The organism is Schumannella soli (genome assembly GCF_006517435.1).
Classification (GTDB): Bacteria; Actinomycetota; Actinomycetes; order Actinomycetales; family Microbacteriaceae; genus Schumannella; species Schumannella soli.
The window spans coordinates 320,721-341,307 of record NZ_VHQG01000001.1 but is presented as its reverse complement, the minus strand read 5'-3'; the positions used below and the strand labels follow the sequence as shown (position 1 = coordinate 341,307).

General features: G+C 72.1%; 26 protein-coding genes, 1 tRNA gene and 1 riboswitch. Of the genes, 14 read left to right on the top strand and 13 right to left on the bottom strand.

Features of this window, described 5'->3' with window-relative positions:
• Window positions 1–29: 29 nt before the first annotated feature.
• The gene (locus FJ657_RS01545) at window positions 30–662 is read right to left on the bottom strand and encodes a TetR/AcrR family transcriptional regulator (protein WP_141161925.1); all 633 of its coding nucleotides are present in this window, start codon (window positions 660–662) and stop codon (window positions 30–32) included.
• Between the two features lie 95 nt (window positions 663–757).
• On the opposite strand from FJ657_RS01545, the gene FJ657_RS01540 reads away from it, so the two are divergent.
• Entirely contained in the window at window positions 758–1,201 is a 444-nt protein-coding gene (locus FJ657_RS01540) for an OsmC family peroxiredoxin (protein ID WP_141161924.1), read from the top strand.
• 104 nt (window positions 1,202–1,305) lie between these two features.
• Here FJ657_RS01540 and FJ657_RS01535 read toward each other — a convergent pair whose 3' ends face one another.
• Entirely contained in the window at window positions 1,306–1,707 is a 402-nt protein-coding gene (locus tag FJ657_RS01535; RefSeq protein WP_255447074.1) for a PPOX class F420-dependent oxidoreductase, read from the bottom strand.
• A 296-nt stretch (window positions 1,708–2,003) separates the two neighbouring features.
• Here FJ657_RS01535 and FJ657_RS01530 point away from each other — a divergent pair, with 296 nt between their 5' ends.
• Window positions 2,004–2,315 (top strand): DUF4190 domain-containing protein, encoded by a 312-nt coding sequence (locus tag FJ657_RS01530; protein WP_141161923.1) that lies wholly within the window; start codon window positions 2,004–2,006, stop codon window positions 2,313–2,315.
• A gap of 31 nt (window positions 2,316–2,346) precedes the next feature.
• On the opposite strand, the gene FJ657_RS01525 is transcribed toward FJ657_RS01530, so the two are convergent.
• On the bottom strand, window positions 2,347–3,216 hold the full coding sequence (locus FJ657_RS01525) for an SDR family oxidoreductase (protein WP_255447073.1): 870 nt from the start codon (window positions 3,214–3,216) through the stop codon (window positions 2,347–2,349).
• 87 nt (window positions 3,217–3,303) lie between these two features.
• On the bottom strand, window positions 3,304–4,224 hold the full coding sequence (locus tag FJ657_RS01520) for an alpha/beta fold hydrolase (protein ID WP_141161922.1): 921 nt from the start codon (window positions 4,222–4,224) through the stop codon (window positions 3,304–3,306).
• A gap of 107 nt (window positions 4,225–4,331) precedes the next feature.
• Here FJ657_RS01520 and FJ657_RS01515 point away from each other — a divergent pair, with 107 nt between their 5' ends.
• Window positions 4,332–4,757 carry a winged helix-turn-helix transcriptional regulator gene (locus tag FJ657_RS01515; protein ID WP_255447163.1) on the top strand — a complete coding sequence of 142 codons (426 nt, stop codon included), beginning with the start codon at window positions 4,332–4,334 and terminating at the stop codon, window positions 4,755–4,757.
• A gap of 40 nt (window positions 4,758–4,797) precedes the next feature.
• Here the strand turns inward: FJ657_RS01515 and FJ657_RS01510 are convergent, their stop codons facing one another.
• Together FJ657_RS01510 and FJ657_RS01505 are read right to left on the bottom strand one after the other, a co-directional pair.
• On the bottom strand, window positions 4,798–5,235 hold the full coding sequence (locus tag FJ657_RS01510; RefSeq protein WP_141161920.1) for a helix-turn-helix transcriptional regulator: 438 nt from the start codon (window positions 5,233–5,235) through the stop codon (window positions 4,798–4,800).
• Window positions 5,236–5,305: 70 nt separating this feature from the next.
• Window positions 5,306–6,595, bottom strand: coding sequence for a CDP-alcohol phosphatidyltransferase family protein (locus tag FJ657_RS01505; protein WP_141161919.1), 1,290 nt, complete (start codon window positions 6,593–6,595; stop codon window positions 5,306–5,308).
• Between the two features lie 130 nt (window positions 6,596–6,725).
• A riboswitch (guanidine-III (ykkC-III) riboswitch) is annotated at window positions 6,726–6,791 on the top strand.
• A gap of 9 nt (window positions 6,792–6,800) precedes the next feature.
• Between FJ657_RS01505 and FJ657_RS01500 the strand changes: the two genes are divergently transcribed.
• Both FJ657_RS01500 and FJ657_RS01495 read left to right on the top strand, forming a co-directional pair.
• The gene (locus FJ657_RS01500; protein WP_141161918.1) at window positions 6,801–7,115 is read left to right on the top strand and encodes a DMT family transporter; all 315 of its coding nucleotides are present in this window, start codon (window positions 6,801–6,803) and stop codon (window positions 7,113–7,115) included.
• Window position 7,116: 1 nt separating this feature from the next.
• Window positions 7,117–7,596 (top strand): DMT family transporter, encoded by a 480-nt coding sequence (locus FJ657_RS01495; RefSeq protein WP_141161917.1) that lies wholly within the window; start codon window positions 7,117–7,119, stop codon window positions 7,594–7,596.
• On the opposite strand, the gene FJ657_RS01490 is transcribed toward FJ657_RS01495, so the two are convergent.
• Together FJ657_RS01490 and FJ657_RS01485 are read right to left on the bottom strand one after the other, a co-directional pair.
• The gene (locus FJ657_RS01490) at window positions 7,529–8,017 is read right to left on the bottom strand and encodes a hypothetical protein (protein WP_181408825.1); all 489 of its coding nucleotides are present in this window, start codon (window positions 8,015–8,017) and stop codon (window positions 7,529–7,531) included. The two genes, FJ657_RS01495 and FJ657_RS01490, sit on opposite strands and share 68 nt — an antisense overlap.
• 2 nt (window positions 8,018–8,019) lie before the next feature.
• The gene (locus tag FJ657_RS01485; RefSeq protein WP_141161915.1) at window positions 8,020–9,345 is read right to left on the bottom strand and encodes a hypothetical protein; all 1,326 of its coding nucleotides are present in this window, start codon (window positions 9,343–9,345) and stop codon (window positions 8,020–8,022) included.
• Between the two features lie 157 nt (window positions 9,346–9,502).
• On the opposite strand from FJ657_RS01485, the gene FJ657_RS01480 reads away from it, so the two are divergent.
• Window positions 9,503–10,102 (top strand): hypothetical protein, encoded by a 600-nt coding sequence (locus FJ657_RS01480; RefSeq protein ID WP_141161914.1) that lies wholly within the window; start codon window positions 9,503–9,505, stop codon window positions 10,100–10,102.
• Here FJ657_RS01480 and FJ657_RS01475 read toward each other — a convergent pair whose 3' ends face one another.
• The 3 genes from FJ657_RS01475 to FJ657_RS01465 form a co-directional block, all read right to left on the bottom strand.
• Window positions 10,103–10,471, bottom strand: a complete 369-nt coding sequence (locus FJ657_RS01475; RefSeq protein WP_141161913.1) for a hypothetical protein — start codon at window positions 10,469–10,471, stop codon at window positions 10,103–10,105.
• Between the two features lie 138 nt (window positions 10,472–10,609).
• On the bottom strand, window positions 10,610–11,209 hold the full coding sequence (locus tag FJ657_RS01470; protein WP_141161912.1) for a PepSY domain-containing protein: 600 nt from the start codon (window positions 11,207–11,209) through the stop codon (window positions 10,610–10,612).
• Between the two features lie 189 nt (window positions 11,210–11,398).
• A complete protein-coding gene (locus tag FJ657_RS01465; protein WP_141161911.1) occupies window positions 11,399–11,974 on the bottom strand; it encodes a hypothetical protein in 576 nt (191 codons plus the stop codon).
• A 631-nt stretch (window positions 11,975–12,605) separates the two neighbouring features.
• Here FJ657_RS01465 and FJ657_RS01455 point away from each other — a divergent pair.
• The 4 genes from FJ657_RS01455 (at window position 12,606) to FJ657_RS01440 (ending at window position 15,475) form a co-directional block, all read left to right on the top strand.
• On the top strand, window positions 12,606–13,064 hold the full coding sequence (locus FJ657_RS01455; protein WP_141161910.1) for an FAS1-like dehydratase domain-containing protein: 459 nt from the start codon (window positions 12,606–12,608) through the stop codon (window positions 13,062–13,064).
• Complete coding sequence (locus FJ657_RS01450; RefSeq protein ID WP_141161909.1) at window positions 13,061–13,483, top strand: MaoC/PaaZ C-terminal domain-containing protein; 423 nt, start codon at window positions 13,061–13,063, stop codon at window positions 13,481–13,483. Before FJ657_RS01455 ends, FJ657_RS01450 begins: the two co-directional genes overlap by 4 nt.
• A complete protein-coding gene (locus tag FJ657_RS01445) occupies window positions 13,480–14,673 on the top strand; it encodes a UDP-N-acetylmuramate dehydrogenase (protein ID WP_141161908.1) in 1,194 nt (397 codons plus the stop codon). Before FJ657_RS01450 ends, FJ657_RS01445 begins: the two co-directional genes overlap by 4 nt.
• Window positions 14,674–14,878: 205 nt before the next feature.
• On the top strand, window positions 14,879–15,475 hold the full coding sequence (locus tag FJ657_RS01440) for a nitroreductase family protein (RefSeq protein WP_141161907.1): 597 nt from the start codon (window positions 14,879–14,881) through the stop codon (window positions 15,473–15,475).
• A 235-nt stretch (window positions 15,476–15,710) separates the two neighbouring features.
• Here FJ657_RS01440 and FJ657_RS01435 read toward each other — a convergent pair whose 3' ends face one another.
• Window positions 15,711–16,505: a LysE/ArgO family amino acid transporter gene (locus FJ657_RS01435; protein ID WP_141161906.1), complete on the bottom strand. Its 795-nt coding sequence runs from the start codon at window positions 16,503–16,505 to the stop codon at window positions 15,711–15,713.
• A 78-nt stretch (window positions 16,506–16,583) separates the two neighbouring features.
• On the opposite strand from FJ657_RS01435, the gene FJ657_RS01430 reads away from it, so the two are divergent.
• Window positions 16,584–17,459, top strand: a complete 876-nt coding sequence (locus FJ657_RS01430; RefSeq protein ID WP_141161905.1) for a LysR family transcriptional regulator ArgP — start codon at window positions 16,584–16,586, stop codon at window positions 17,457–17,459.
• A gap of 83 nt (window positions 17,460–17,542) precedes the next feature.
• On the opposite strand, the gene FJ657_RS01425 is transcribed toward FJ657_RS01430, so the two are convergent.
• Window positions 17,543–18,733 carry a pyridoxal phosphate-dependent aminotransferase gene (locus tag FJ657_RS01425; RefSeq protein WP_141161904.1) on the bottom strand — a complete coding sequence of 397 codons (1,191 nt, stop codon included), beginning with the start codon at window positions 18,731–18,733 and terminating at the stop codon, window positions 17,543–17,545.
• A 245-nt stretch (window positions 18,734–18,978) separates the two neighbouring features.
• Between FJ657_RS01425 and FJ657_RS01420 the strand changes: the two genes are divergently transcribed.
• The 3 genes from FJ657_RS01420 (at window position 18,979) to nusG (ending at window position 20,452) form a co-directional block, all read left to right on the top strand.
• Window positions 18,979–19,051, top strand: a tRNA-Trp gene (locus tag FJ657_RS01420).
• Between the two features lie 50 nt (window positions 19,052–19,101).
• Entirely contained in the window at window positions 19,102–19,383 is a 282-nt protein-coding gene (gene secE, locus FJ657_RS01415) for a preprotein translocase subunit SecE (RefSeq protein WP_141161903.1), read from the top strand.
• Between the two features lie 52 nt (window positions 19,384–19,435).
• On the top strand, window positions 19,436–20,452 hold the full coding sequence (nusG, locus tag FJ657_RS01410; RefSeq protein ID WP_141161902.1) for a transcription termination/antitermination protein NusG: 1,017 nt from the start codon (window positions 19,436–19,438) through the stop codon (window positions 20,450–20,452).
• Window positions 20,453–20,587: the final 135 nt, after the last annotated feature.

The following is a 20,587-nucleotide window of genomic DNA, read 5'->3' as shown; positions in this document are numbered from 1 at the left end:
GCGTCGTCAGCGTGACCCGGGCCGGGCGCTCAGCCGAGCGCGGCGTCGATGAGCGTCGCGGCGGCACGGCGCGCCTGCCCGGCCGCCTCGCCGGTTCCGGCGATCGCCGCGGTCGTCTGCGCGCCCTCGGCGAGGATAGCGAGCTGCGCGGCGAGGTCGGCGCTGCCGCCGGCCGCATCCACCAGCGAAGCCATGTACGCCTGGAATGAGGCCTTGTGCTCGCGCGCCGCCGCGGCGACGGCGGGGGAGGCGGCGCCGAGCTCGCCGAAGGTGTTGATGAAGCCGCAGCCGCGGAAGTCGTCGTCGTCGAACCACACCGCGAGGTAGTCGTAGGTCGCGAGCAGCTGCGCGCGCGGACCCTCGGCCGCGACGGCGCTCACGGCGGCGGCGAGCGTCGAGGTCCACAGCTCGTGGCGGCGACGCAGCACTTCGAGCACGATCGACTCCTTCGACGGGAAGAGACCGTAGAGCCGGCGCAGCGAGACGCCGGAGGCGCTGCGCAGGTCGTCCATGCCGACGGCCTGCACGCCGCGGGCGTAGTAGAGCGCGTCGGCGACCTGCACGACATGCTCACGGGCCGCGTCCTCGCCGCGCGGAGCGGATGCGGCGGTCGCCTCGACGTCACCGTCGCGGGTGTCCGCACCTGCCGATCCGCTGCTCATGCGGCCAGTGTACTTGCGCGAGAACGCTCGTTCCGGCTAGCGTGGCCAGCACGTGAGAACGCTCGTTCTCAACCCCCGATCGTCAGGAGCACCACATGCCCACGCGCACCGCACGCACCGCCTGGAACGGCTCGCTCGAGGCCGGCGGCGGCCAGGTCGAGCTGACCAGCTCGAAGGTCGGCACCTACGATGTCTCGTTCCCGAAGCGCGCCGCCGACGACGCCGACGGCACCACGAGCCCCGAAGAGCTCATCGCCGCCGCCCACTCCGCCTGCTACGCCATGCAGTTCTCGGCCCTGCTCGGCGGCGCCGGCGGCACGGTCGAGCAGCTCGACGTGAAGGCCGACGTGTCGCTCGGGCCCGACTCGTCCGACGGCGGCTTCAAGCTCACCGGCATCGTGCTCACCGTCGAGGGCGAGGTCTCGGGCATCGACGAGGCCACCTTCCTCAAGGCCGCCGACGACGCCAAGGCCGGCTGCCCGGTCAGCAAGGCGCTCTCCGGCGTCGAGATCACGCTCAACGCGACCTTCGTGAGCTGACCCCGACAGCTCGCGCCCCCGCCGGCGACCCGCGCCGGCGAGACACCGAGGGGGTGGATGCGCCGCGCATCCACCCCCTCGTCGTCGTCGCGAAGCCCTGCGCCTCAGCCCTGCTTCGTCGTCTTCTCGACGCTCATCACCAGCACGACGCGATCGGCCGAATCGGCCGGCGCGGGGCTCTCCATGCCGTACCGCTTCGAGAGTTCGACGTAGAACGCGCCGGTCGGGTCGGGTTCGACCGCGACGAGGCGCCCGCGCACCTCGAGGTAGCGGATCGGGTTCTCGGGGTCGACGACCGAGATCGCCATCGACGGGTTCTGCTGCAGGTTGCGGAACTTGCCGCGCTTCGTCGTGTGCGTGAAGCGCAGGTGCTCGCCGTCGAAGAGGAACCACATCGGGTTGACCTGCACGCTGCCGTCGGGGCGCACGGTTCCGAGGTGCGCATAGAGCGGCTGCTCGAGCAGGGAGCGGAAGTCGGCCGGGATCACGCTGTTCGCATCGGTCACGCGTCCATGCTGGCACGGCCTCCGCGCGCGCCGCCGGGCTCGCCGCCGCGCGGATCGGGCACGATGGAGCTGAGGAATCTCCGACGAGAGGATGCCATGTCCACGCCCGAGCCGGCCAGCAGCCCCAGCACCCCGCCGACGTCCCCGACTCCGCGGGCGGCCCCGCCCGCTCGACCGCCGCCAACCCCTACGCCGTCGCGCCTGACTCCGCGCCCCAGTACGACGCCCCGCCGTCGGGCTGGGCCTCGGGCACCTCGACGTCGACCACGATCGGCTTCGGCGGCGGCGCCCCCGGCGTGCGTGTCACGACCCGCGCCTACGGCGCGACCGAGTCGTGGAAGATCATCGCGATCGTCGGCTTCGTCTTCGCGTTCATCTTCTCGATCGTCGGACTCATCGTCAGCATCGTCGCCCGCCGTCAGGCGAAGCAGGCGGGGGCCGTCAGCAGACTCGCGACCGCGGGCATCATCGTGTCGATCGTGCGCCTCGTGCTCGACATCGTCGCGATCGTCCTGTTCGTCACGCTCTTCGCCGGTATCTTCCAGGCCTGCGCCGACCTCGGCCCGGGCACCCACGTGCGCGACGGGGTCACCTACACCTGCAGCTGACCCGGACGCGGCGGAGGTCGCGCCGAGCCGCTCAGCCGGCCATCAGCTCGCGCAGGCTCAGCGGCGCGCGTCCGGTCACCCGCTCGACCGCATCCGTGACGCCGTCGAGCTCGCCCGCGGCGATCGCCGTGTAGGTCGACACCCAGGCCTCCACCTGCCAGTCGGGTGCGCCGTAGCTCGCACGGGAGGCGTAGGCCTCGTCGAGCGTCTCGTCGTGGAAGGCGATCGCCCGCCCGGTCGACGCCGACAGGATGCCCGCCACCTCGTCGAGCGTCAGCGCCTCAGGCCCGGTGAGGTCGTAGGTCGCCCCCGCGTGGGCCGCGGGATCGCGCAGGATCGCGGCCGCGGTGCGGGCGACGTCCGCCTGCGCGACCGCGGCGACGCGCCCCGACCCGGCCGGCCCGCGGATCACGCCGTCGTCGCCGGGCAGGTGCGCGAAGAAGTCGAGGTAGAAGTCGTCGCGCAGGAAGGTGTGCGCCATCCCGCTGGCCTGCAGGTGACGCTCGGTCGCGGCGTGGTCGCGGGCGAGCGTGAAGGTGGCGTCATCGGCCGCGCCGAAGAACGACGTGTAGACGACGTGCTCGACGCCGGCGGCCGCCGCCGCGTCGATCACGGCGAAGTGCTGCGCCAGCCGGTCGGCGCTCTCGGCGCCCGACACGAGGAAGAGCGTGCGGACCCCGGCGAGAGCCGTGCGGGCGCGGTCGTCGTCCGCGTACTCGGCCGCGACCACCGTGGCGTCGTCGAGCTGCGGCGCCGCCTCCGGTCGGCGTGCGAGCAGCCGCAGGGGGATGCCGTCGGCCGCGAGCTCGCGGGCGACCATGCCGCCGACGCGACCGGTCACGCCGGTCACGGCCAGCTCGGGGAGGGACGAGGTGGATGCGCTGCGGTCGCTCGGGCTCACCCGTCCACTCTGCCGGATGCCGACGTCGCGCAGCCGATCCGCCGCATCTTGGCGAGTCCTTTCGTGCCGCACCGGTCGATGGGGCCGTTACGAGGCGGATCGGACCTGTCCGTGCGCGGCGTGCGCCGCGATCGCTCGCGCGACCGCGGCGGGCTGGTCGACGGGCGTGATGTGTCCGCTGTCGTCGAGCTGCACCACGCTGACGGCCTCGGCCCGCCCGGCGACTCCGTACAGCTGCACCGCGGTGAGCCCGCCGACCGTGCCGCCGCCGAGCGCGAGCGCGGGCACGGCGAGGCGGTGCTCGCGCATCCACGTGGCGTTCGCCGCCGCATCTGCGGGCATCGCGCGGTAGTAGTCGAAAGCCGTCGACAGCCGGGCCGGGTCGCGATACGCGGCGACGATGCGCGTTGCGAGGTCGGGCGAGAGCCGTCGCGCGCCGATGCCGAGGAAGAACCGCACGTACTCCTCCTGCGAGCCGACCACGATCCGCTCCGCGAGCCGCCCCGGTGCCTGGTGGAAGCCGAACCACCAGGGCCCGCCGGGCCGCTCCGCCGTGCCGAGCAGCGGCTCGGCGCCCGGAACGCCGCCGATCGCTCCCTCCGTCAGCGTCACGGTGTGCACGCGACCCGGATGCCGAGCAGCGAGCGCGAAAGCCGCTGCGACGCCGAGGTCGAGCCCGACGACGTGGACTCGCTCGAGCCCGAGCCGATCGAGGAGGGCGATCAGCTCGACCGCCACCGCGTCCGCGGTCGGCGGATCCGGCAGCGGATCACTGTCGCCGAGCCCCGGCAGGTCGACCGCGATCGAGCTCTGTCCGAGCTCGGCGAGCTGGTGCGACACGTCGTGCCACACGGCGCGCGTGTGCGGGAAGCCGTGCAGCAGCAGAACCGGGCCGCCCTCCGGCTCGTCGACGTGGATGCGGTCGAACGCCAGCGTCGTCGCCCCCGCCCTCGTACGCTCGGTGACGACGGGATGACGGGTGGCGGCGGGTCGATCAGATGCGGACATCTCCAGCTCCTCGAGTACTGCGAGTATCGTTCGGTGACATGGTCACCGTAGGAGAGCGCACAGCACGCCGACAAGACGGCACCTTCCCGTCACCTGGTCACGCCGAGGTGACCGTCCGGCCGGCGCGGGGCGACCGTGGTGACCTCTTCGACGCCACCTGCCCGACCCGTCATCTGCTTGATCGCGTCGGGTCGAAATGGTCGGTCATGCTCGTGCTGACGCTGCATGCGGCCGCGCCGATCGGCGACGCCGAGCCCGGCTTCGCCGAGCTGCGCTTCGCCGAGCTGCGCCGTCGCGCCCCCGGCATCTCGCAGAAGATGCTGACCGCGTCACTCCGATCGCTCGAACGCGACGGCCTCGTCGCGCGTCGGGTCGAGCCGACCACCCCACCGCGCGTGCACTATCGGCTCACCCGGCTGGGGGCATCCCTCGTGCCGGCGCTGCTCGCGCTGCGTGACTGGGCCGAGACCAACATGCCGCGTGTCGACGACAACGGCGCGGCCTACGACGGGCGGCTCGCGAGTCGGGGCTGAGCCGAGAGGTCGCGCGATCCGGCCGGGCCGGATGTCGCGCTCAGCTCGCGGCGTCGGCGCCCTTCGCCGCGCCGCCGGCGGTCGCGTCGAAGAAGGGCATCGCCACGAGCCCCTCGAAGCGCCGGCGCAGCGGAGTCGGCAGCGCGCGCTCGACCTTCGCCGTCGCGGAGTCGAGGCCGCGATCCCGCTCGGGCAGGATGCCGGCCCGCCGGCCCAGCGCGAGCGCGAGCATGACGGCGAGCGCCTCCTCGTCGGTCAGCATGAGCGGCGGCATCGCGAAGCCCTCGCCGATGCGGTACCCGCCGTAGCGTCCGCGCACCGTCTCGACGGGAACGCCGAGCTCGCGCAGGTGCTCGGCGTAGCGGCGGACGGTGCGCTCATCCACCTCGAGCACGGCGGCGAGCTCGCCGACGGAGCGCTTCGGGGCCGACTGCAGCAGCTCGAGCATGGTCAGGACGCGGGCGGTAGGGCGGGGCATCCCCTCAAGCCTGGCACAGCTACCGGACGCGCTGTGTCCGCTTGGTCCGGCATCCACCCGAAGCGGGGCGTCAGGCGGCGTGCACCCAGCCCGTCTTGCGCACGATCATCGCCCGGCCGTACTGCGCCGCCGCGAGGTAGTGGCCCACGACGCCGCAGAGGAACAGCACGAAGCCGCTGCCGATGATCGCGGCGCCGATCGCGGCGACGCCCGAGGAGACGAGCGCGGTGCCGAGCAGGACGGCGAGCAACCCGACGAAGAGCAGGGCGGTGCGGATCTTGCCCGTCCAGGTGACCGGCAGGTTCGGGTCGCCGTCGAACACGGTGACGCTGAGGATGCCGAGGGTCAGGTCGGGCACGACGAGCAGCACGACCGCGGACCAGGGGATGAGACCGCCGGCCGCGAGCGACATCACGACGGCGAAGGTGGTGAAGCGGTCGGCGAGCGGATCGAGCCACTTGCCGAGCTCCGAGACGGTGCCGGTGCGGCGGGCGAGCCAGCCGTCGACCCAGTCGGTGCTGAAGACGATCGCGATCAGCACGATCGCCGCCCAGTACTGCTCGACGATGATCAGCACGAGGAACACGGGCAGCAGCAGCAGGCGCACGAGCGAGATCAGGTTCGGCCAGGTGCGCCACTCGTCCTGCCGGAACAGGCGCGTGAACAGCGGCACCCGTGGCACATCGGCCTCGACCGGCGCGCTCGCCCGGGCGGTCGCGCTGGCGACCGCGTCGATCACGGTCGCGGCGGTCGCGTGCGTGCGGCGCACCGCGCGCACGAGCAGTGCGATCACCGCGGCGGCCGCGATGCCGGCCAGCACCAGGTAGCCGCCGTCGCCGAGCGCGTCGCGCACCGCATCCAGCGAGGCCCGCAGCAGGAAGCCGGCGCCGACGTAGACGAGCGCCCAGGTCGCGGCGCCGAGCAGCGAGGCGACGAGGAAGGTGGAGTAGCGCACCCGCGCCACACCGGCGGCGAGCGGCGTCAGCGTGCGCACGATCGGCACGAGTCGGGTCAGGTAGATCGCGAGACCGCCGCGACGCTCGAGGGTGGCGAGCGCGCGGTCCCAGTTGCGCAGCCCGAGTCGACGCACGAGCGGGCGATCGCGCAGGCCCGCGCCGTGACGACGCCCGAGCAGGTAGCCGAGGTGGTCGCCGGCGCAGGCGCCGATCGTGACCGCGACGAACATGATGATCGCCGGCACGACGTCGGTGATCGCGGCGGAGAGCAGCAGGATGACGCCCTCGCCCGGCAGATGGAAGCCGAGGCCGACGCCGTTGTCGAGGAAGGCGAAGAGCGCGCCGAGGCCCCAGGTGAGCGGGTCGGGCAGCGCCGGCGTCGCGACGGCTGCGGGAAGGCTCACGTCTCAAGAGTAGGGCGCGCCGCCGACGGCGCCACCGCATCCGGTCCGCGCCGGCGGAGGCGCGCGTGCGCGAACCTGCGCAACCCCGGTGCACTCTGTCGTCGACGCCCGGCGGCGGGTACGCTCGCCAGCAGAGGCCGTCACCCGGCCTGCGGACGAGGGAGCAGTACCCGCACCACGACAAGACTGACTCGGAAGGTCTGTCGTGTTCTGGCTCCTCCTCATCGCCTCGGGCGTGCTCGAAACCGTCTGGGCTTCGGCGCTCGCCGCCTCGAAGGGATTCCGTCGTCCGCTGCCGACGGTCGTGTTCGCCGTCGCGCTCGTGGCGTCGATGGCCGGTCTCGCGGTCGCGATGACCGCGCTGCCGGTCGGCACCGCCTACGCCGTGTGGGTCGGCATCGGTGCGACGCTCACCGTCGTGTGGGCGCTGATCCGCCGCACCGAGCGCGCCTCGGTCGCCCGCATCCTGCTGCTCCTGCTGCTCGTGGCCTCGGTCGCGGGGCTCAAGACGGTGAGCTGAGATGGCGCGCACGGCTCCCACCCGCACCGCTTCGGCCTGGATCGCCCTGCTCGCCTCGGGCGTGCTCGAGGCCGTCTGGGCCACCGCGCTCGGCCGATCGCACGGCTTCACCGAGCCGCTGCCCTCGCTCGTCTTCCTGGTGTCTCTCGCGCTGAGCATGGCCGGGCTGGGATGGGCGGCGAAGCGCATCCCGATCGGCACCGCCTACGCGGTCTGGGTCGGCATCGGCGCGGCGCTCACGGTCGGCTTCGCGCTCGCGACCGGCGCCGAGGCGTTCTCGCCGCTGAAGGCGCTGTTCCTGGCGGGGATCGTGCTCGCGGTGGTCGGGCTCAAGCTGCTGCCGTCGCCCCCGTCGGCGCCGATCGGGCCCGCTCAGGACGCGGCGCCCGATCCGTCGGCATCAGATCAGCGGCTCAGCGACGCGGGCGCAGCACCCCGTCGACCTCGGGGCCGCGCGAGCGGGCGGGCAGGCGCACGGTGATCTCGTCGCGGAGCGACCCGTCGGCGACGCCGTAGCGCAGCACGACCCGGTCGCGGTGCTCGCGGCCGCCGTCGGGGGTGAGCACCATCGTCGTCGCGCGCAGATCCGCCAGGAACTCGTCCGCACCGCGGCCGGCCCCCTGCCGCTGCTCCCAGTCGCTCCTGAGCATGGCCGGGGCCGAGCCTTCGCGCGGCAGCAGCGCGGCGATGGCGTCGCGCGCGAGGCGGTCGGGGATCTCGGTGTCGTCGAGCACGACGTCCAGATCGTCGATCAGCTGCTGGTCGAGTCGGTCGGGATGATCGATCTCGAGACGCACGGCGATCTCGGCGCCGGCGAAGGGGATGGTCGCCTCCATCGCGCCGCCGCCGACGCCGCCGTCGAGCACGATCGGGCCGAGGATGCGGCTCTGCAGTTCGGTCATGGTCACAGCTCCACGGTGAGGGCTTCGTTGCTGATCAGACCGCGCAGGGTCTGACGGGCGTGCGCGTTGGTGTGGAAGTAGTCCGCGACGGTGGCGTCGAAGAGCCCGTGCCCGCGCTGGTACTCCGCGTGGGTCAGCTCGAGGCAGCGCCGAGTCAGCTCGTGCAGGGCGGAGGCCGCGGGATGCGTGCCCTGCGACGAGATGCCGACGCCGTACTCGCGCGGCGTCGGCGCGCTGCTCGGCCCCGTCTTGATCGCCGAGAGCGCCTGGCTGAGGCCGTCTTCGACGAGCTGCATGTTGTTCGTCACGATCGTGGAGTCGGTCTCGTCCATCTTGATCGAGCCGTCGCCGACGTGGAAGTCGCCGAGCGCGACCCGGTCGAGGTTGTAGCTGGCGAGGTCGCCGTTCATCGTGGTCACCGCCTCGGTCAGGGCCTTGTTCAGCGCGGTCTCCTGGGCGGTGATCGACTCGTTGAGCTTCTTGAGCGCGTTCTCGAACGAGGTCATGATGCTCTCGTACGAGTTGCCGCTGACGTGCACGGCGGCGTCTTCGGAGACCTTCGCGACGGCCGTGCTGATGCCGGCGCTGGTCACGGCGAGGGCGATCGCGGCGCCTCCGACTCCGCCCGCGGGAGCGGTGACGATCGCGGCGACGGCAGTGACCACGGCCCCGGCGACCGCGAGCTGGAACTTCGCGTTCTCGCTCGCGGCGAGGCCGACCTGGGTGTTCCACGCGCTGAGGGCCTGGTCGCAGATCTTGGCGACGTCCTCCTTCACCGCCGGCCACATCGCGCGCTCGGCGGCGTAGTTCGCCTGCAGGATCACGCCGGCCTGACCGAGGCCGTCCTGGACGGTGCAGAACTTCGTGTAGTACTTCCAGAGGAACGGAGCGCGGAACGCGCCCTTCATGTTCCCGAGCACCACGTCGTTCACGGTCGAGCTCGACCGGGCGATCGATCCACTGCCCTGGATGGAGGTGCCGGTGGCGCTGCTGCCGAGCACCGCCGCCGCCGTGTGGACGTCGGCCTGAGGCGTCTCGCAGAGCTCGCCGCTGGGCAGCCCGAGCCACTTCTCGATGATCCCGTCGATGCGCGCCCGGATGTTGTTGAAGCTCGCCTCGCAGTTCACCCCGTCGCCGTAGCCGACGCTCGTGCCGCCGCCTTCGCCGTTCGCATCCGGGCGGTGGTACTGATACGGCGCCCAGCCCCACTTGTTGTAGCTGCTGTCGTTGCCCCAGGTGATGTCGAAGTCCTGGTCTGACATCCAGCAGTCGATCGCGGCGCGCTTCATCTTGCCGATGGTCGTCGCGAGGCTGTCGTATTCGGCCACGTTGACACTCCCGATCCGTCGTCTTCGTAGGCTTGGTGTCGGCGCGATGCGCCAGAATCGGAATCAGGCTAGTTGAATCCTCGTCGGATCTCGATGGCCGACGAGGGCGATCCACGCCGCCGCACCCGCGGGCGGCCTGCCGCCGGATGGAGTCAGCGTGACCGTCGACCAGCCCGTCCCTGTCCCCGCAGCCGACGGCCTCCCTCCGGCGCGGCGCACCCCGGCGGCGGCGATCGTCGGACGGGTGCTCGCGATCGTCGCGCTCGTCGCGACCGCGGCGCTGGCGGTGCCGTACTACGCGACGCAGTCGCTCGCGATCGTCCCGGTCTTCCTGCTCGCGCTCGCGGGGGCGATCGTCGGCCTCGTCCTGTCGGTGCGCGCGTCCGGCGGCACCGGACGTCGCCTCGCCGCGTGGTCGCTCGTCGCGGCTCTCGTGGCGCTCGTGATCGACATCGCGCTGCTCGTGGTCTTCCTGGTCGGCATCGCGGTGCCGGATCTCGCCCGCGTCGAGATGAAGGCACAGGGCCCGCTGAACATGTCGGTCACGTACACGACGTCCGAGAGCAGCGACACCGTCACCTCGCCGGCGGACGGCGAGGCGAGCGCCCGGACCGCGGGGTCCTCGGCGGAAGTGGAGATCGCGGCGCCCGCGGGCAGCGAGACCGAGAAGGTGAGCTGTCAGATCTTCTGGAACGGCGAGAAGGTCGTCGACGAGACGGGCACCGGCTCGGTGACCTGCCGCTACGACCGGCGCTGATCAGCTCGCGGCGCCGGTCTCCTCGATCTCCGACGCGAGGCCGAGCAGATGCCCGGCGCGGGCCAGCCGCTGCAGACGGTCGGCGAGGTGGCTGATGTTCTCGGCGGTCATCGAGATGCGCGAGCCGTCGCGTGACTGCACGGTGAGCGCCTCGCCGGCGAAGCTGGCATCCACGGCGGCCTCGACGACCCGGTCGGCGTCGGCCTGACCCTGCAGGGCGCTGATGCGCCACTTCTCGGCCGCGTCGGGGGCGACGTCGTCGGCGAAGCGGCCGCGCAGCACGCGGCGCACGGCGGCGGCGGCGATCGTCAGCTCGCCGATCGAGCGCAGGATCACGACGGGCGGACCGTCGTCGTGCAGAACGGACATGCTCTCCCCGGGTGGTCGGCGGGTGGTGCAGTGGCGCCACTCTAGCGATCCTCGGATGCGCGGGGCCATGCCCTTGACGCGGCGGGTCGGCGGCGGATATCGCGGCCGACCCGCCGCCGCGGAGCAGCGCTGACCGGGTCAGCCGTCGCTGGGCGCTCCGCTCGGTGCGCGGTAGAGATCGCCGGTGCCGGCGTCCAGCTTGACCTCGTGCGTGGTCGATCCTTCGACGAGCTCGACCTGCCAGATCACCGTGCCGTCCTCGTCGTCGAGCTTCACCTCGGTGATGACGCCCTTCGACTGCACGGAGGCCGCCTTGGCGGCGTCGGAGAAGTCGATCTTCGCCCACTGCAGGTAGTGCACGTTCTCGGCCGCGTCGTCGGCGTCGGTGGTCTGCGGGCTCGGGCTGCCGATGATCGACGCGTCCTTCGCACTGACCTTCACGTCGGTCTCGCTGCCGTCGTCGGCCGCGATCACGACCTCCCAGGCGGTGCCGTCGTCATCCTTCTCGACCGAGATCACGATTCCTGATCCGACCTGCTCCAGCGCGGTCTCGGCCGCCGAGCCGAGGTCGCCGCCGGGGTCGCCGACCGCCGCCGAGGGCGCGGGGCTCGGCGTCACGGCGCCGGCCGTGCAGCCCGACAGCAGCGCGGCGGCGAACGGCAGCGCCAGAGCGGCGGGAAGGAGCCGGGCGAGGGATGCGGGGGATTCCGCGCGGGAGGCGACGGTGGTGCGGGGCATGGAACTCCTCGGGGGTTCCGCCCACTCTGCACCCTGCGCATGGGAGTCGCCCGCGCCGCATCGGATGCGCGAGCGAGAAGGAGCCCGAACACGACGAAGGGGCTGCCCGCGCGATGCGGGCAGCCCCTTCTCGATCTCTCCGTCCGGGCGGCTCAGGCCGACCGGTGCTGAGTGCTCAGTCGAGCGGGATCAGCGGCCGAGCACGCCCTCGAGCGCGGCGTCGACGGTGTCGCCGACCTCGGCGCCGATGCCCGAGGTCGCGTCGGTGACGACGTCGCCGACCGAGGTGCTCGGGTTGCCCGCGTTGGTCTCATTGCCCGAGACGTTGCCGGCGGTGTTGCCGTTCGCGGCGCTGTTGCCGTTGCCCGCGCTCACGTCGTTGCCCGACGCGATCGGGGCGGTGGTGTTCGTCTCGTTGCCCGAGGCGATCGGCGCGGTGGTGGTGTTGCCCGAGGCGATCGGGTTGCCCGAGGCGACGTCGCCGACGTTGATCGACGGCGCGAGCGTGACCGGCACCGAGGTGTCGGGCTGCACGGGGGTGCTGTTGCCGCTGATGATCTCGCGCAGGCGGGTGCCGTCGAGCAGCGACGAGGTGCTGTCGGTGTCGGTCGTGCGGGTCGAGTCGCTCGTCACCGACGAGGAGTCGTGCGAGTCGGTCGAGTGGGAGTCGGCGGCCATGGCAGGAGCCGAGAACCCGATGGCGAGGGCGCCGGCGGCGGCGGTTCCGAGGATTCCGAAAGCGGTCTTCTTGACGGTGGTGTTCACGATGAGTGGTTCCTTTTCCGTTCGGGTCGCGGTGCAACTCCCAGGGAGCACCGGCGCCGATCGAGTCGTTCCCGATCGACGTGGAGTGGTTCCCCGCCCTGCGAGATCCGGTTTGGTCGGATTCCCCTCGAACGGGGGTCAATCGACCGATCGGGTGGATGCGTGCCCCGTGATTCCGGGCCGGGGAGCGGAGTCTGGCAGTCCCCTGGCAGTGCCCGAACTCGACCGATCCGCCCGGCCGATCCGCGACGACACGCCGGGCCCGCGACCCGCTTTCGGGAGCGTTGATGTCGGTGGTCGCCCGTAATCTCGGTGTACGGCCTGCGACACGCCGAACCACAACATGTAGGGGAATGACACTCCTGTCATTAGCGCTATATAGTGGTGATCCCGCGGCGCCGACAGGTTCCGCCGGCTCAGATCTCACCAACGCGAAGGGGGTCCCGATATGGACAACGACAGCATCGACGGCTACGACATCCCGGTCGACCCGATGGACCTGCTGCAGTGCGACAGCTGCCAGTGATCTAATCCTCGGCGCGGGCTCGTGAGCCCAAACCAGTACGGAAGCCCCCGGCGATCTTCGGATCCCGGGGGCTTCTGTGTGCCAGGGCATAGGTAGTCTCGGACGGTGGCAGTGAACCCCGAGATCCAGGGTCGGCGGCTCCCGCCGGTCGGCCCCTACCTGGTGGGCCGCGAGAAGGTGCGCGAGTTCTCGCGCGCCGTGCTCGCGCAGAGTCCCCTCAACACCGACCCCGAGGCGGCCCGCGCCGCCGGCTACGCCGACGTCGTCGCCCCGCCGACCTTTCCGGTCGTGGTGCAGGAGGCGACGCTCGCGCAGCTGCTCGCCGAGCCCGACACCGGCATCGACTTCACCCGCGTCGTGCACGGCGACCAGCGCTTCACCTTCGTGCGTCCGGTCGTCGCCGGCGACGAGCTCATGGCCGAGCTGACCGTCACGAGCGTGAAGAGCCTCGGCGGCCACAGCATGGTGACGGCATCCACCGAGGTCGTCGACCTCGACGGCGAGCTCGTGCTCACCGCGATCTCGACGCTCGTGGTGCGCGGCGACGAGGAGGCCTCCGCATGACCCGCCCCCGCATCTCCGACCTGACCGTCGGCGAGGTCGTCGCCGAGCGCACCGTGACGCTGCACCGCGACGAACTGGTGCGCTACGCCGGCGCCTCGGGCGACTTCAACCCCATCCACTACCGCGACGACGTCGCCGCCGACGCCGGGCTGCCGGGCGTGCTCGCCCACGGCATGCTCACGATGGGCCTGGCCGTGCAGCCGGTGGTCGACTGGCTGGATGGCGACAGCGGTCGCGTCGTCGACTATCAGACGCGCTTCACCCGCCCGGTCGTCGTCGACCCGGTCGAGGGCGCCGAACTGACGATCGTCGCGAAGGTCGGCGTTCTCGAGGAGCGCTTCGCGCGCATCGACCTGACCGTCAGCTATGGCGGACAGACCGTGCTCGGCAAGGCGCAGGTGCGGGTCGACCTCGAGTGACCGACGCCACGACGCCCGCCGGCGGGGCCTCGGCTGACCCCGCCGTCCCCGTCTCGACAGCCTCGGCCCTCGCGCCGCCGCTGAGCGAGCTGACGACCCTGCGGGTCGGCGGCCCGGCGCGCGAGCTCGTGCAGCCCGACAGCGAGCTCGAGATCGTGCGCACGGCGCTCGACGTGTGGTCGACGGGTGACGACTGGTGGGTGCTCGGCGGCGGCTCGAACGTGGTCGCGCCCGATGACGGACTCGACGGCACGGTCATCCGCCTCGCCACCCACGGCGTGAAGCGCATCGAGGGCGACGACCCCGCGCGCGTGCACCTGCGCGTGCAGGCGGGCGACCCGTGGGATGCGCTGGTCGGCCTGACCGTCTACAACGGCTGGTCGGGCATCGAGGCGCTGAGCGGCATCCCGGGTTCGGTCGGCGCCGCGCCGATCCAGAACATCGGCGCCTACGGGCAGGACCTGTCGCAGGTTCTCGTCGCCGTCGACTTCCTCGATTGGGAGACCGGGCACCGCCTGCGCCTCACCGCCGACGAACTGGGCCTGGGATACCGCACGAGCGCGATCAAGCGCGGCCGCCTCGGCATCGTGATCGCGGTCGAGCTCGAGCTCACCGCCACGACCGACCGCGTGCCGCTGAGCCGCCCGGTCGCCTACGCGCAGCTCGCCGACGCCCTCGGAGTGCAGGTCGGCGAAGCCGCGCCGATCCGCGAGGTGCGCGAGGCCGTGCTGCGGCTGCGCGCCGGCAAGGGCATGGTGCTGGATGCCGCGGACCCCGACTCGGTCAGCGCCGGCTCTTTCTTCACCAACCCGATCGTCGAGGAGAGCGTCGCGCGCGCGCTTCCCGCCGACCTGCCGCGCTGGCCGATCGAGCCCGACGACGACACCCCGCTCGTGCTGCCGCTCGGCTACGAGCCGGCGCCGCGCCCGCGCGACACCCGACCGCGCCACGTCAAGCTCAGCGCCGCCTGGCTGATCGAGCGCGCCGGCATCCACCGCGGCTTCGCCCTTCCGGGCTCGCACGCGGCGATCTCGTCGAAGCACACGCTCGCGCTCACCAACCGCGGCGGGGCGACGGCGCTCGAGATCGAGCAGCTGGCCGAGTTCGTGCGCACCCGCGTCGCGTCGGAGTTCGGCGTGGTGCTGGCGCCCGAGCCGGTGTTCCTCGGCCCCAGCGACGACCTGTACTGATCCGGTCGACAGCGGCGAGCTGCGGATTGCGCCGGGTGACGGCGCGATTCGCCGGATGCGGACGAGCGGGAATAGCGTCGGACGGTCGATGCGTTCACATGGACGCGAGGATGCGGGAGCGTCGTCGCGCGCCCGGAACCGCATCCCGACCGACCGCCTCCCTCCGGCGGCCCGGCAACCAGAATCCTGATCGGGAAAGCGAAGTATGAGCACGACCGAGATCCACCCCTCCACTGTCCGCAACGCCGAGACCGATGCCGAGCTGCACCCGCTGCTCGACGAGCGGTGGAGCCCGCGCTCCTACGACGAGAGCGCCGAGATCGACGACGCCGAGCTGCACGCCCTGCTCGAGGCCGCCCGCTGGGCCCCCTCGGCCGCGAACTCGCAGCCGCGCCGCTTCATCGCCGGACGCCGCGGAACCCCGACCTTCGATGCGATCCACGCCGGCCTCGCCAGCGGCAACCAGCCCTGGACCTCGAAGGCCGCGCTGCTCGTCGTCGGCCTCACCGCCGTCGACCCCGAGCAGGGCCCGCACCGCTGGGCCGAGTACGACCTCGGCCAGTCGATCGCGCACCTCACCGTGCAGGCGCACGCGCTCGGCCTGCACGCGCACCAGATGGGCGGCATCCTGCCCGACGAGCTGAAGAAGTCGTTCGACCTGCCCGAGAACGTCGTGCCGGTCACGGTCACCGCGATCGGCCGCGTGGATGTCGCCGAGGAGCTCGACGAGCGCTTCCGCGAGCGCGAGACCGCGCCCCGCAGCCGCAAGCCGCTCGATGAGCTGGTGATCGTCGCGGAGTAGGCCCCGCATCCCCTTCCGCCGCCGCGTCGGGCCCCGCGCCCGCGCTGGTCATCGCGGGCTGCACGACGCCCGGTGCGACCTCGGTCGCCCGGGCGTCGTCGTGTCTGCGGCGCGCTGACGACGAGAGGGCCGGCCGCGGCGTCTCCCTGCACGGGACGCCGCGGCCGGAGTCGAGGGGGATGCCGGCTCCGCTTCGCGCTGCTCCGCTTCGAGTGCGGGCGGCATCCCGACCGGGTCAGTGCACGATGAGCATCACGGCCATGACCGCCATGATCGCGGCCACGAGGATGTCGAGCACCCGCCAGGCGGCCGGCTTCGCGAACAGCGGGGCGAGCAGCCGCGCCCCGAAGCCGACGACCGTGAACCAGAGGAGGCTCGCCGCCCAGGCGCCGATGCCGAAGGCGAGGCGGTCGTCGCCGTAGCGCGAGCCGATCGAGCCGAGCAGCACGAGCGTGTCGAGGTACACGTGCGGGTTGAGCCAGGTGAGTGCGAGAGCGGTCAGCGCGACGGCGGCGAGCGAGCCGGCGGCGGGGGAGCGGCGGATGCGGCGCGGGCTCGGCGCGCTCGGCGCCGCGAGCGCGGTCGTGGTGCCGGCCGCCCCGGATGCCGCCGCCGTGACGCGCGTCTCGACGGCGCCCGCCGTGGTCCCGCCCTCGACGATCGCGCTGGCGTCGGCGCCCTCGCGGGAGCGCCGCTCGCCGTCGCGGCTCGCGGAGCCGCTCTCGCCCGCGTCCACCTCCAGCGCCTCGGGCTCGAGCGCGCGGCGCACGGCGAACACGGCGTAGAGCAGCAGGAACGCGGCGCCCGCCCAGCGCGCGACCTCGGCCAGCACGGGCGCGCTCGCGAACACCGCGCCGCCGCCCGCGATGCCGACGGTCATGAGCACCGCGTCCGACAGCGTGCAGATCACGATGACGACCAGCACGTGCTCACGCCGGATGCCCTGGCGCAGCAGGAAGGCGTTCTGCGCGCCGATGGCCGCGATGAGCGACAGGCTGAGGCCGAATCCGGCGAGCACGGTGGTGAGCACGGCCCCAAGCTAGGGGCGGATACGCGCGCAGACCAGTTCAGGATTCTCATGCATCATCAGCGCAGCTAATGTGGCCGCATGATCCCCGCCGAGTCGCTCGCGACGCTGCAGGCGGTCGTCGACGAGGGCAGCCTGGATGCGGCGGCGCGCGCTCTGCACGTGACGCCGAGCGCCGTCAGTCAGCGGCTCAAGGCGCTCGAACAGCGCCTCGGACGTGTGCTGCTCATCCGCTCCAAGCCCGCCCGGGCGACGCCCGCGGGCGAGGTGCTGCTCCGGCTGGCGCGCCAGCAGCAGCTGCTCGAGCGGGAGGCGCTCGCCGAGCTCGGACTCGACGAGGCGCGCGGGGTCGAGCTCGCGGTCGCGATCAACAGCGACTCGCTCGCGACGTGGATCATGCCGGCGCTGCACCGGGTCGCCGAGCGCACCGGCGTGCTGCTCGATGTGGTGCGCGACGACCAGAGCGACACCGCCGCGCGGCTCGCCGCCGGCACGGTCATGGCCGCCGTGACGTCCGAGGCGGCGCCCGTGCCGGGATGCCGCAGCGTGCTGCTCGGCAGGATGGTCTACCGCGCCTCCGCGACGCGGGAGTTCGCCGCACGCTGGTTCCCCGACGGCGTCACGGCGACCGCGCTCGCCGTCGCCCCGGTCATCGACTTCGACCGCCGCGACGACCTGCAGACCCGGTTCCTGCGCTCGATCACCCGGCAGCGCATCGACCCGCCGCGCCACCGCATCCCCGGCGCCGCCGACTTCGCCGACGCGGTGCGGCTCGGACTCGGCTGGGCGATGCTGCTCGACCACCAGCTCGCGGCGCACCCCGACGAGCTCGTCGAGCTCGCGCCGCACAAGCCGCTCGAGGTGCCGCTGTACTGGCAGCAGTGGGATCTGCGCTCGGCGTCGCTCGACGCGCTCGCCGACGAGGTGCGCACGGCGGCCGCCGCGGCGCTCGTCTGACCGCGCCGGTCGCCGCCGGAGACGCCGAAGCGGGTCGGACCCTGAGATCCGACCCGCTTCGTGCGAGCGTCAGCCGAGCAGCCTCAGCTGAACAGCTTCGCCAGGCGCTCCACGCCCTCGCTGATCGCGTCGTCGCCCATGGCGTAGCTGAAGCGCAGGTAGCCGGACGGGCCGAAGGCCTCGCCGGGAACCGGGGCGACCTCGGCCTTCTCGAGGATGAGGTCGGCCAACTCGAGCGTCGTCGTCGGGGTCGTGCCCGCCCACTCGCGGCCGAGCAGCCCGCGCACGTCGGGGTAGACGTAGAAGGCGCCGGTCGGCGTCGGCGTCTCGAAGCCGGGGATCGCGTTGAGCCCGGCGACGATCAGCTTGCGGCGGCGGTCGAAGGCCTCGCGCATCTCGAGCACCGAGTCCTGCGGGCCGGTGAGCGCGGCGATCGCGGCGCGCTGCGACACGTTCGACACGTTCGACGACAGGTGCGACTGCAGATTGGATGCGGCCTTGATCGCGTCGGACGGGCCCACCATCCAGCCCACGCGCCATCCGGTCATCGCGTAGGTCTTGGCGACGCCGTTGACGAGGATCGTACGGTCGGCGAGCGCCGGGGTGGCCTCGACGATGGAGGCGGCGCGCACGCCGTCGTAAGTCAGGTTCTGGTAGATCTCGTCGCTGATCACCCAGAGGCCGTGCTCCTCGGCCCAGGCGCCGATCGCGGCGGTCTGCTCGGGGCTGTAGACCGAGCCGGTCGGGTTCGAGGGCGAGACGAAGAGCAGCACCTTGGTGCGCTCGGTGCGGGCGGCCTCGAGCTGCTCGACCGTGACCAGGTAGTCCTGCTCGGCGGGGGCGAAGACCTCGACGGGAACGCCGCCGGCGAGGCGGATCGCCTCGGGGTAGGTGGTCCAGTACGGCGCCGGCACGAGCACCTCGTCGCCCGGGTCGACGATCGTGGCGAAGGCCTGGTAGACGGCCTGCTTGCCGCCGTTGGTGACGATCACCTGCGAGGGCTCGACCTGCAGCGACGAGTCGCGCAGCGTCTTGGCGGCGATCGCCTCGCGCAGCTCGGGCAGGCCTGCCGCGGGCGTGTAGCGGTGGTTCTTCGGATCCTGCGCGGCGGCGACCGCGGCCTCGACGATGTGCGCCGGGGTCGGGAAGTCGGGCTCGCCGGCGGCGAAGGAGATGACAGGGCGTCCGGCGGCCTTGAGGGCCTTCGCCTTCGCGTCGACCTTGAGGGTCGCGGACTCGGAGATCGCGCCGATGCGCTGGGAGATGCGTGCCACGGCACGAGCCTACCGAGGGGTGCGGTGTGTGACAGCGGCCGATCCGGGTCGAGTGGATGGGCGCCCCCCGCGACGCGCCCGGGCGGCATCCGCATCCCACGCCGCCGGGCGGACGCGCTCGCCGCATGCCGTATGCTTGCCTTCGGCTGGCGAAGATCGCCAAGCTTCGCTGTGCCCCGGATGGTTCGTCCAAAGGGGTCGAGGGATGTTGGATCCCGACGGCGGAGTGATCGGATCCCGGCCCTAGGGCGGTGGCTCAATTGGTAGAGCAGCGGTCTCCAAAACCGCAGGTTGCAGGTTCGAGTCCTGTCCGCCCTGCGATTCCCCTGGCGTCAGCCAGGGGAATGTCCGGTGGAAGGTGAGAACTGATGGCACGCAGGATCGTCGACGAGCCCAGCGAGGACATCGTCGCGAACGCCAAGCGTGAGCGCGCCGAGCGGCGCAACCCGTTCGGTCGGCTCGTGCTCTTCCTCCGTCAGGTGATCAACGAACTGAGGAAGGTCGTCACCCCGACCCGCCGTGAGCTGTTCAGCTACACCGGCGTCGTGCTCGGCTTCGTCGTCGTCATGATGCTGCTGGTGAGCGGCCTCGACTACGGAATCGGCCTGCTCGTCAACCTCGTGTTCGGCAACGGCACGGTCGCAGGCTGAGCCGGCTCCGCCGCCTCCCGCGACCCGCCCACAACACATCAGGAGTCAGAACGTGACCGCATCCGAGCGCCCCGACATCGACCTCGCCACGGCTGCCGAGCAGTCGTCCGAGGAGGACGAGGCCCAGGAGGGCTCGACCCTGGAGTGGACCGAGAAGGCCGCCGGCAACGCCGAGAGCCGCGCCATCCACGTGGTCGACGACGAGAACGAGGGCGCCGAGACCCGCGACCTCGACAACCTGCTCGACGACCTCGAGGCCGCGGACGACCCGGAGGCCGACGCCGTCGTCGACGACGCGCTCGACATCGACTCCGCCGACGAGGCGGATGCCGCCGCCGAGGCCACCGAGGACGAGACCGAGTCGGAGCTGGCCGAGGAGGCCGCCGAGGGCGTCGACCCCGTCGAGGCTCTGCTCGACACCGAGGACGAAGCCGAGGCCGAGGTCGACCCCTACGAGGAGTTCCGTCTCGACCTGCGCATCCGCCCGGGCAAGTGGTACGTCATCCACTCCTACGCCGGCTTCGAGAAGCGCGTGAAGCAGAACATCGAGTCGCGTCGCCAGTCGCTCGGCATGGAGGACTTCATCTACGAGGTCCAGGTGCCGATGGAGGACGTGGTCGAGATCAAGAACGGCCAGCGCAAGCTGGTCAACCGCGTCCGCATCCCCGGCTACGTGCTGGTGCGCATGGAGCTCAACGAGGACAGCTGGTCGGGCGTGCGTCACACCCCCGGCGTCACCGGCTTCGTGGGCAACGCCCACAACCCGACGCCGCTGCGTTTCGAAGAGGCGTTCAACATGCTGAAGAGCCTGGTGCAGGTCGTCGAGACCCCCGCCAAGCCCGGCACGACGAAGTCCGCCGGCAGCACCGCCGGCGCCGCCCGCGTCATCCCCGCTGAGGTCGACTTCGAGATCGGCGAGACCATCACGATCAAGGAGGGCTCGTTCGCGGGTCTTCCCGGCACGATCAACGAGATCAAGCCCGAGAGCGGCAAGCTCACCGTGCTCGTCTCGCTGTTCGAGCGCGAGACCCCGGTCGAGCTGTCGTTCGACCAGGTCACCAAGCTCTGACGCGCTGACGTTCCTCGAAGGCCCCGCCGGTCCGCCGGCGGGGCCTTCGTCGTCCCCTCTGCCGTCTCGGCGCGATCACGCCGCGATCGCGCCGAGGCGCGGCTGGCGGATGCGGCGGGCGTCGCGTAAGCTCTA

Bases quoted from the DNA above. Each gene is read 5' to 3' on its own strand.
- FJ657_RS01545 (WP_141161925.1), bottom strand. From the start codon at position 662: ATGAGCAGCGGATCGGCAGGTGCGGACACCCGCGACGGTGACGTCGAG.
- FJ657_RS01540 (WP_141161924.1), top strand. From the start codon at position 758: ATGCCCACGCGCACCGCACGCACCGCCTGGAACGGCTCGCTCGAGGCC.
- FJ657_RS01520 (WP_141161922.1), bottom strand. From the start codon at position 4,224: ATGTCCGCATCTGATCGACCCGCCGCCACCCGTCATCCCGTCGTCACC.
- FJ657_RS01510 (WP_141161920.1), bottom strand. From the start codon at position 5,235: ATGCCCCGCCCTACCGCCCGCGTCCTGACCATGCTCGAGCTGCTGCAG.
- FJ657_RS01495 (WP_141161917.1), top strand. From the start codon at position 7,117: ATGGCGCGCACGGCTCCCACCCGCACCGCTTCGGCCTGGATCGCCCTG.
- FJ657_RS01490 (WP_181408825.1), bottom strand. From the start codon at position 8,017: ATGACCGAACTGCAGAGCCGCATCCTCGGCCCGATCGTGCTCGACGGC.
- FJ657_RS01475 (WP_141161913.1), bottom strand. From the start codon at position 10,471: ATGTCCGTTCTGCACGACGACGGTCCGCCCGTCGTGATCCTGCGCTCG.
- FJ657_RS01470 (WP_141161912.1), bottom strand. From the start codon at position 11,209: ATGCCCCGCACCACCGTCGCCTCCCGCGCGGAATCCCCCGCATCCCTC.
- FJ657_RS01450 (WP_141161909.1), top strand. From the start codon at position 13,061: ATGACCCGCCCCCGCATCTCCGACCTGACCGTCGGCGAGGTCGTCGCC.
- FJ657_RS01440 (WP_141161907.1), top strand. From the start codon at position 14,879: ATGAGCACGACCGAGATCCACCCCTCCACTGTCCGCAACGCCGAGACC.
- FJ657_RS01430 (WP_141161905.1), top strand. From the start codon at position 16,584: ATGATCCCCGCCGAGTCGCTCGCGACGCTGCAGGCGGTCGTCGACGAG.
- secE (WP_141161903.1), top strand. From the start codon at position 19,102: ATGGCACGCAGGATCGTCGACGAGCCCAGCGAGGACATCGTCGCGAAC.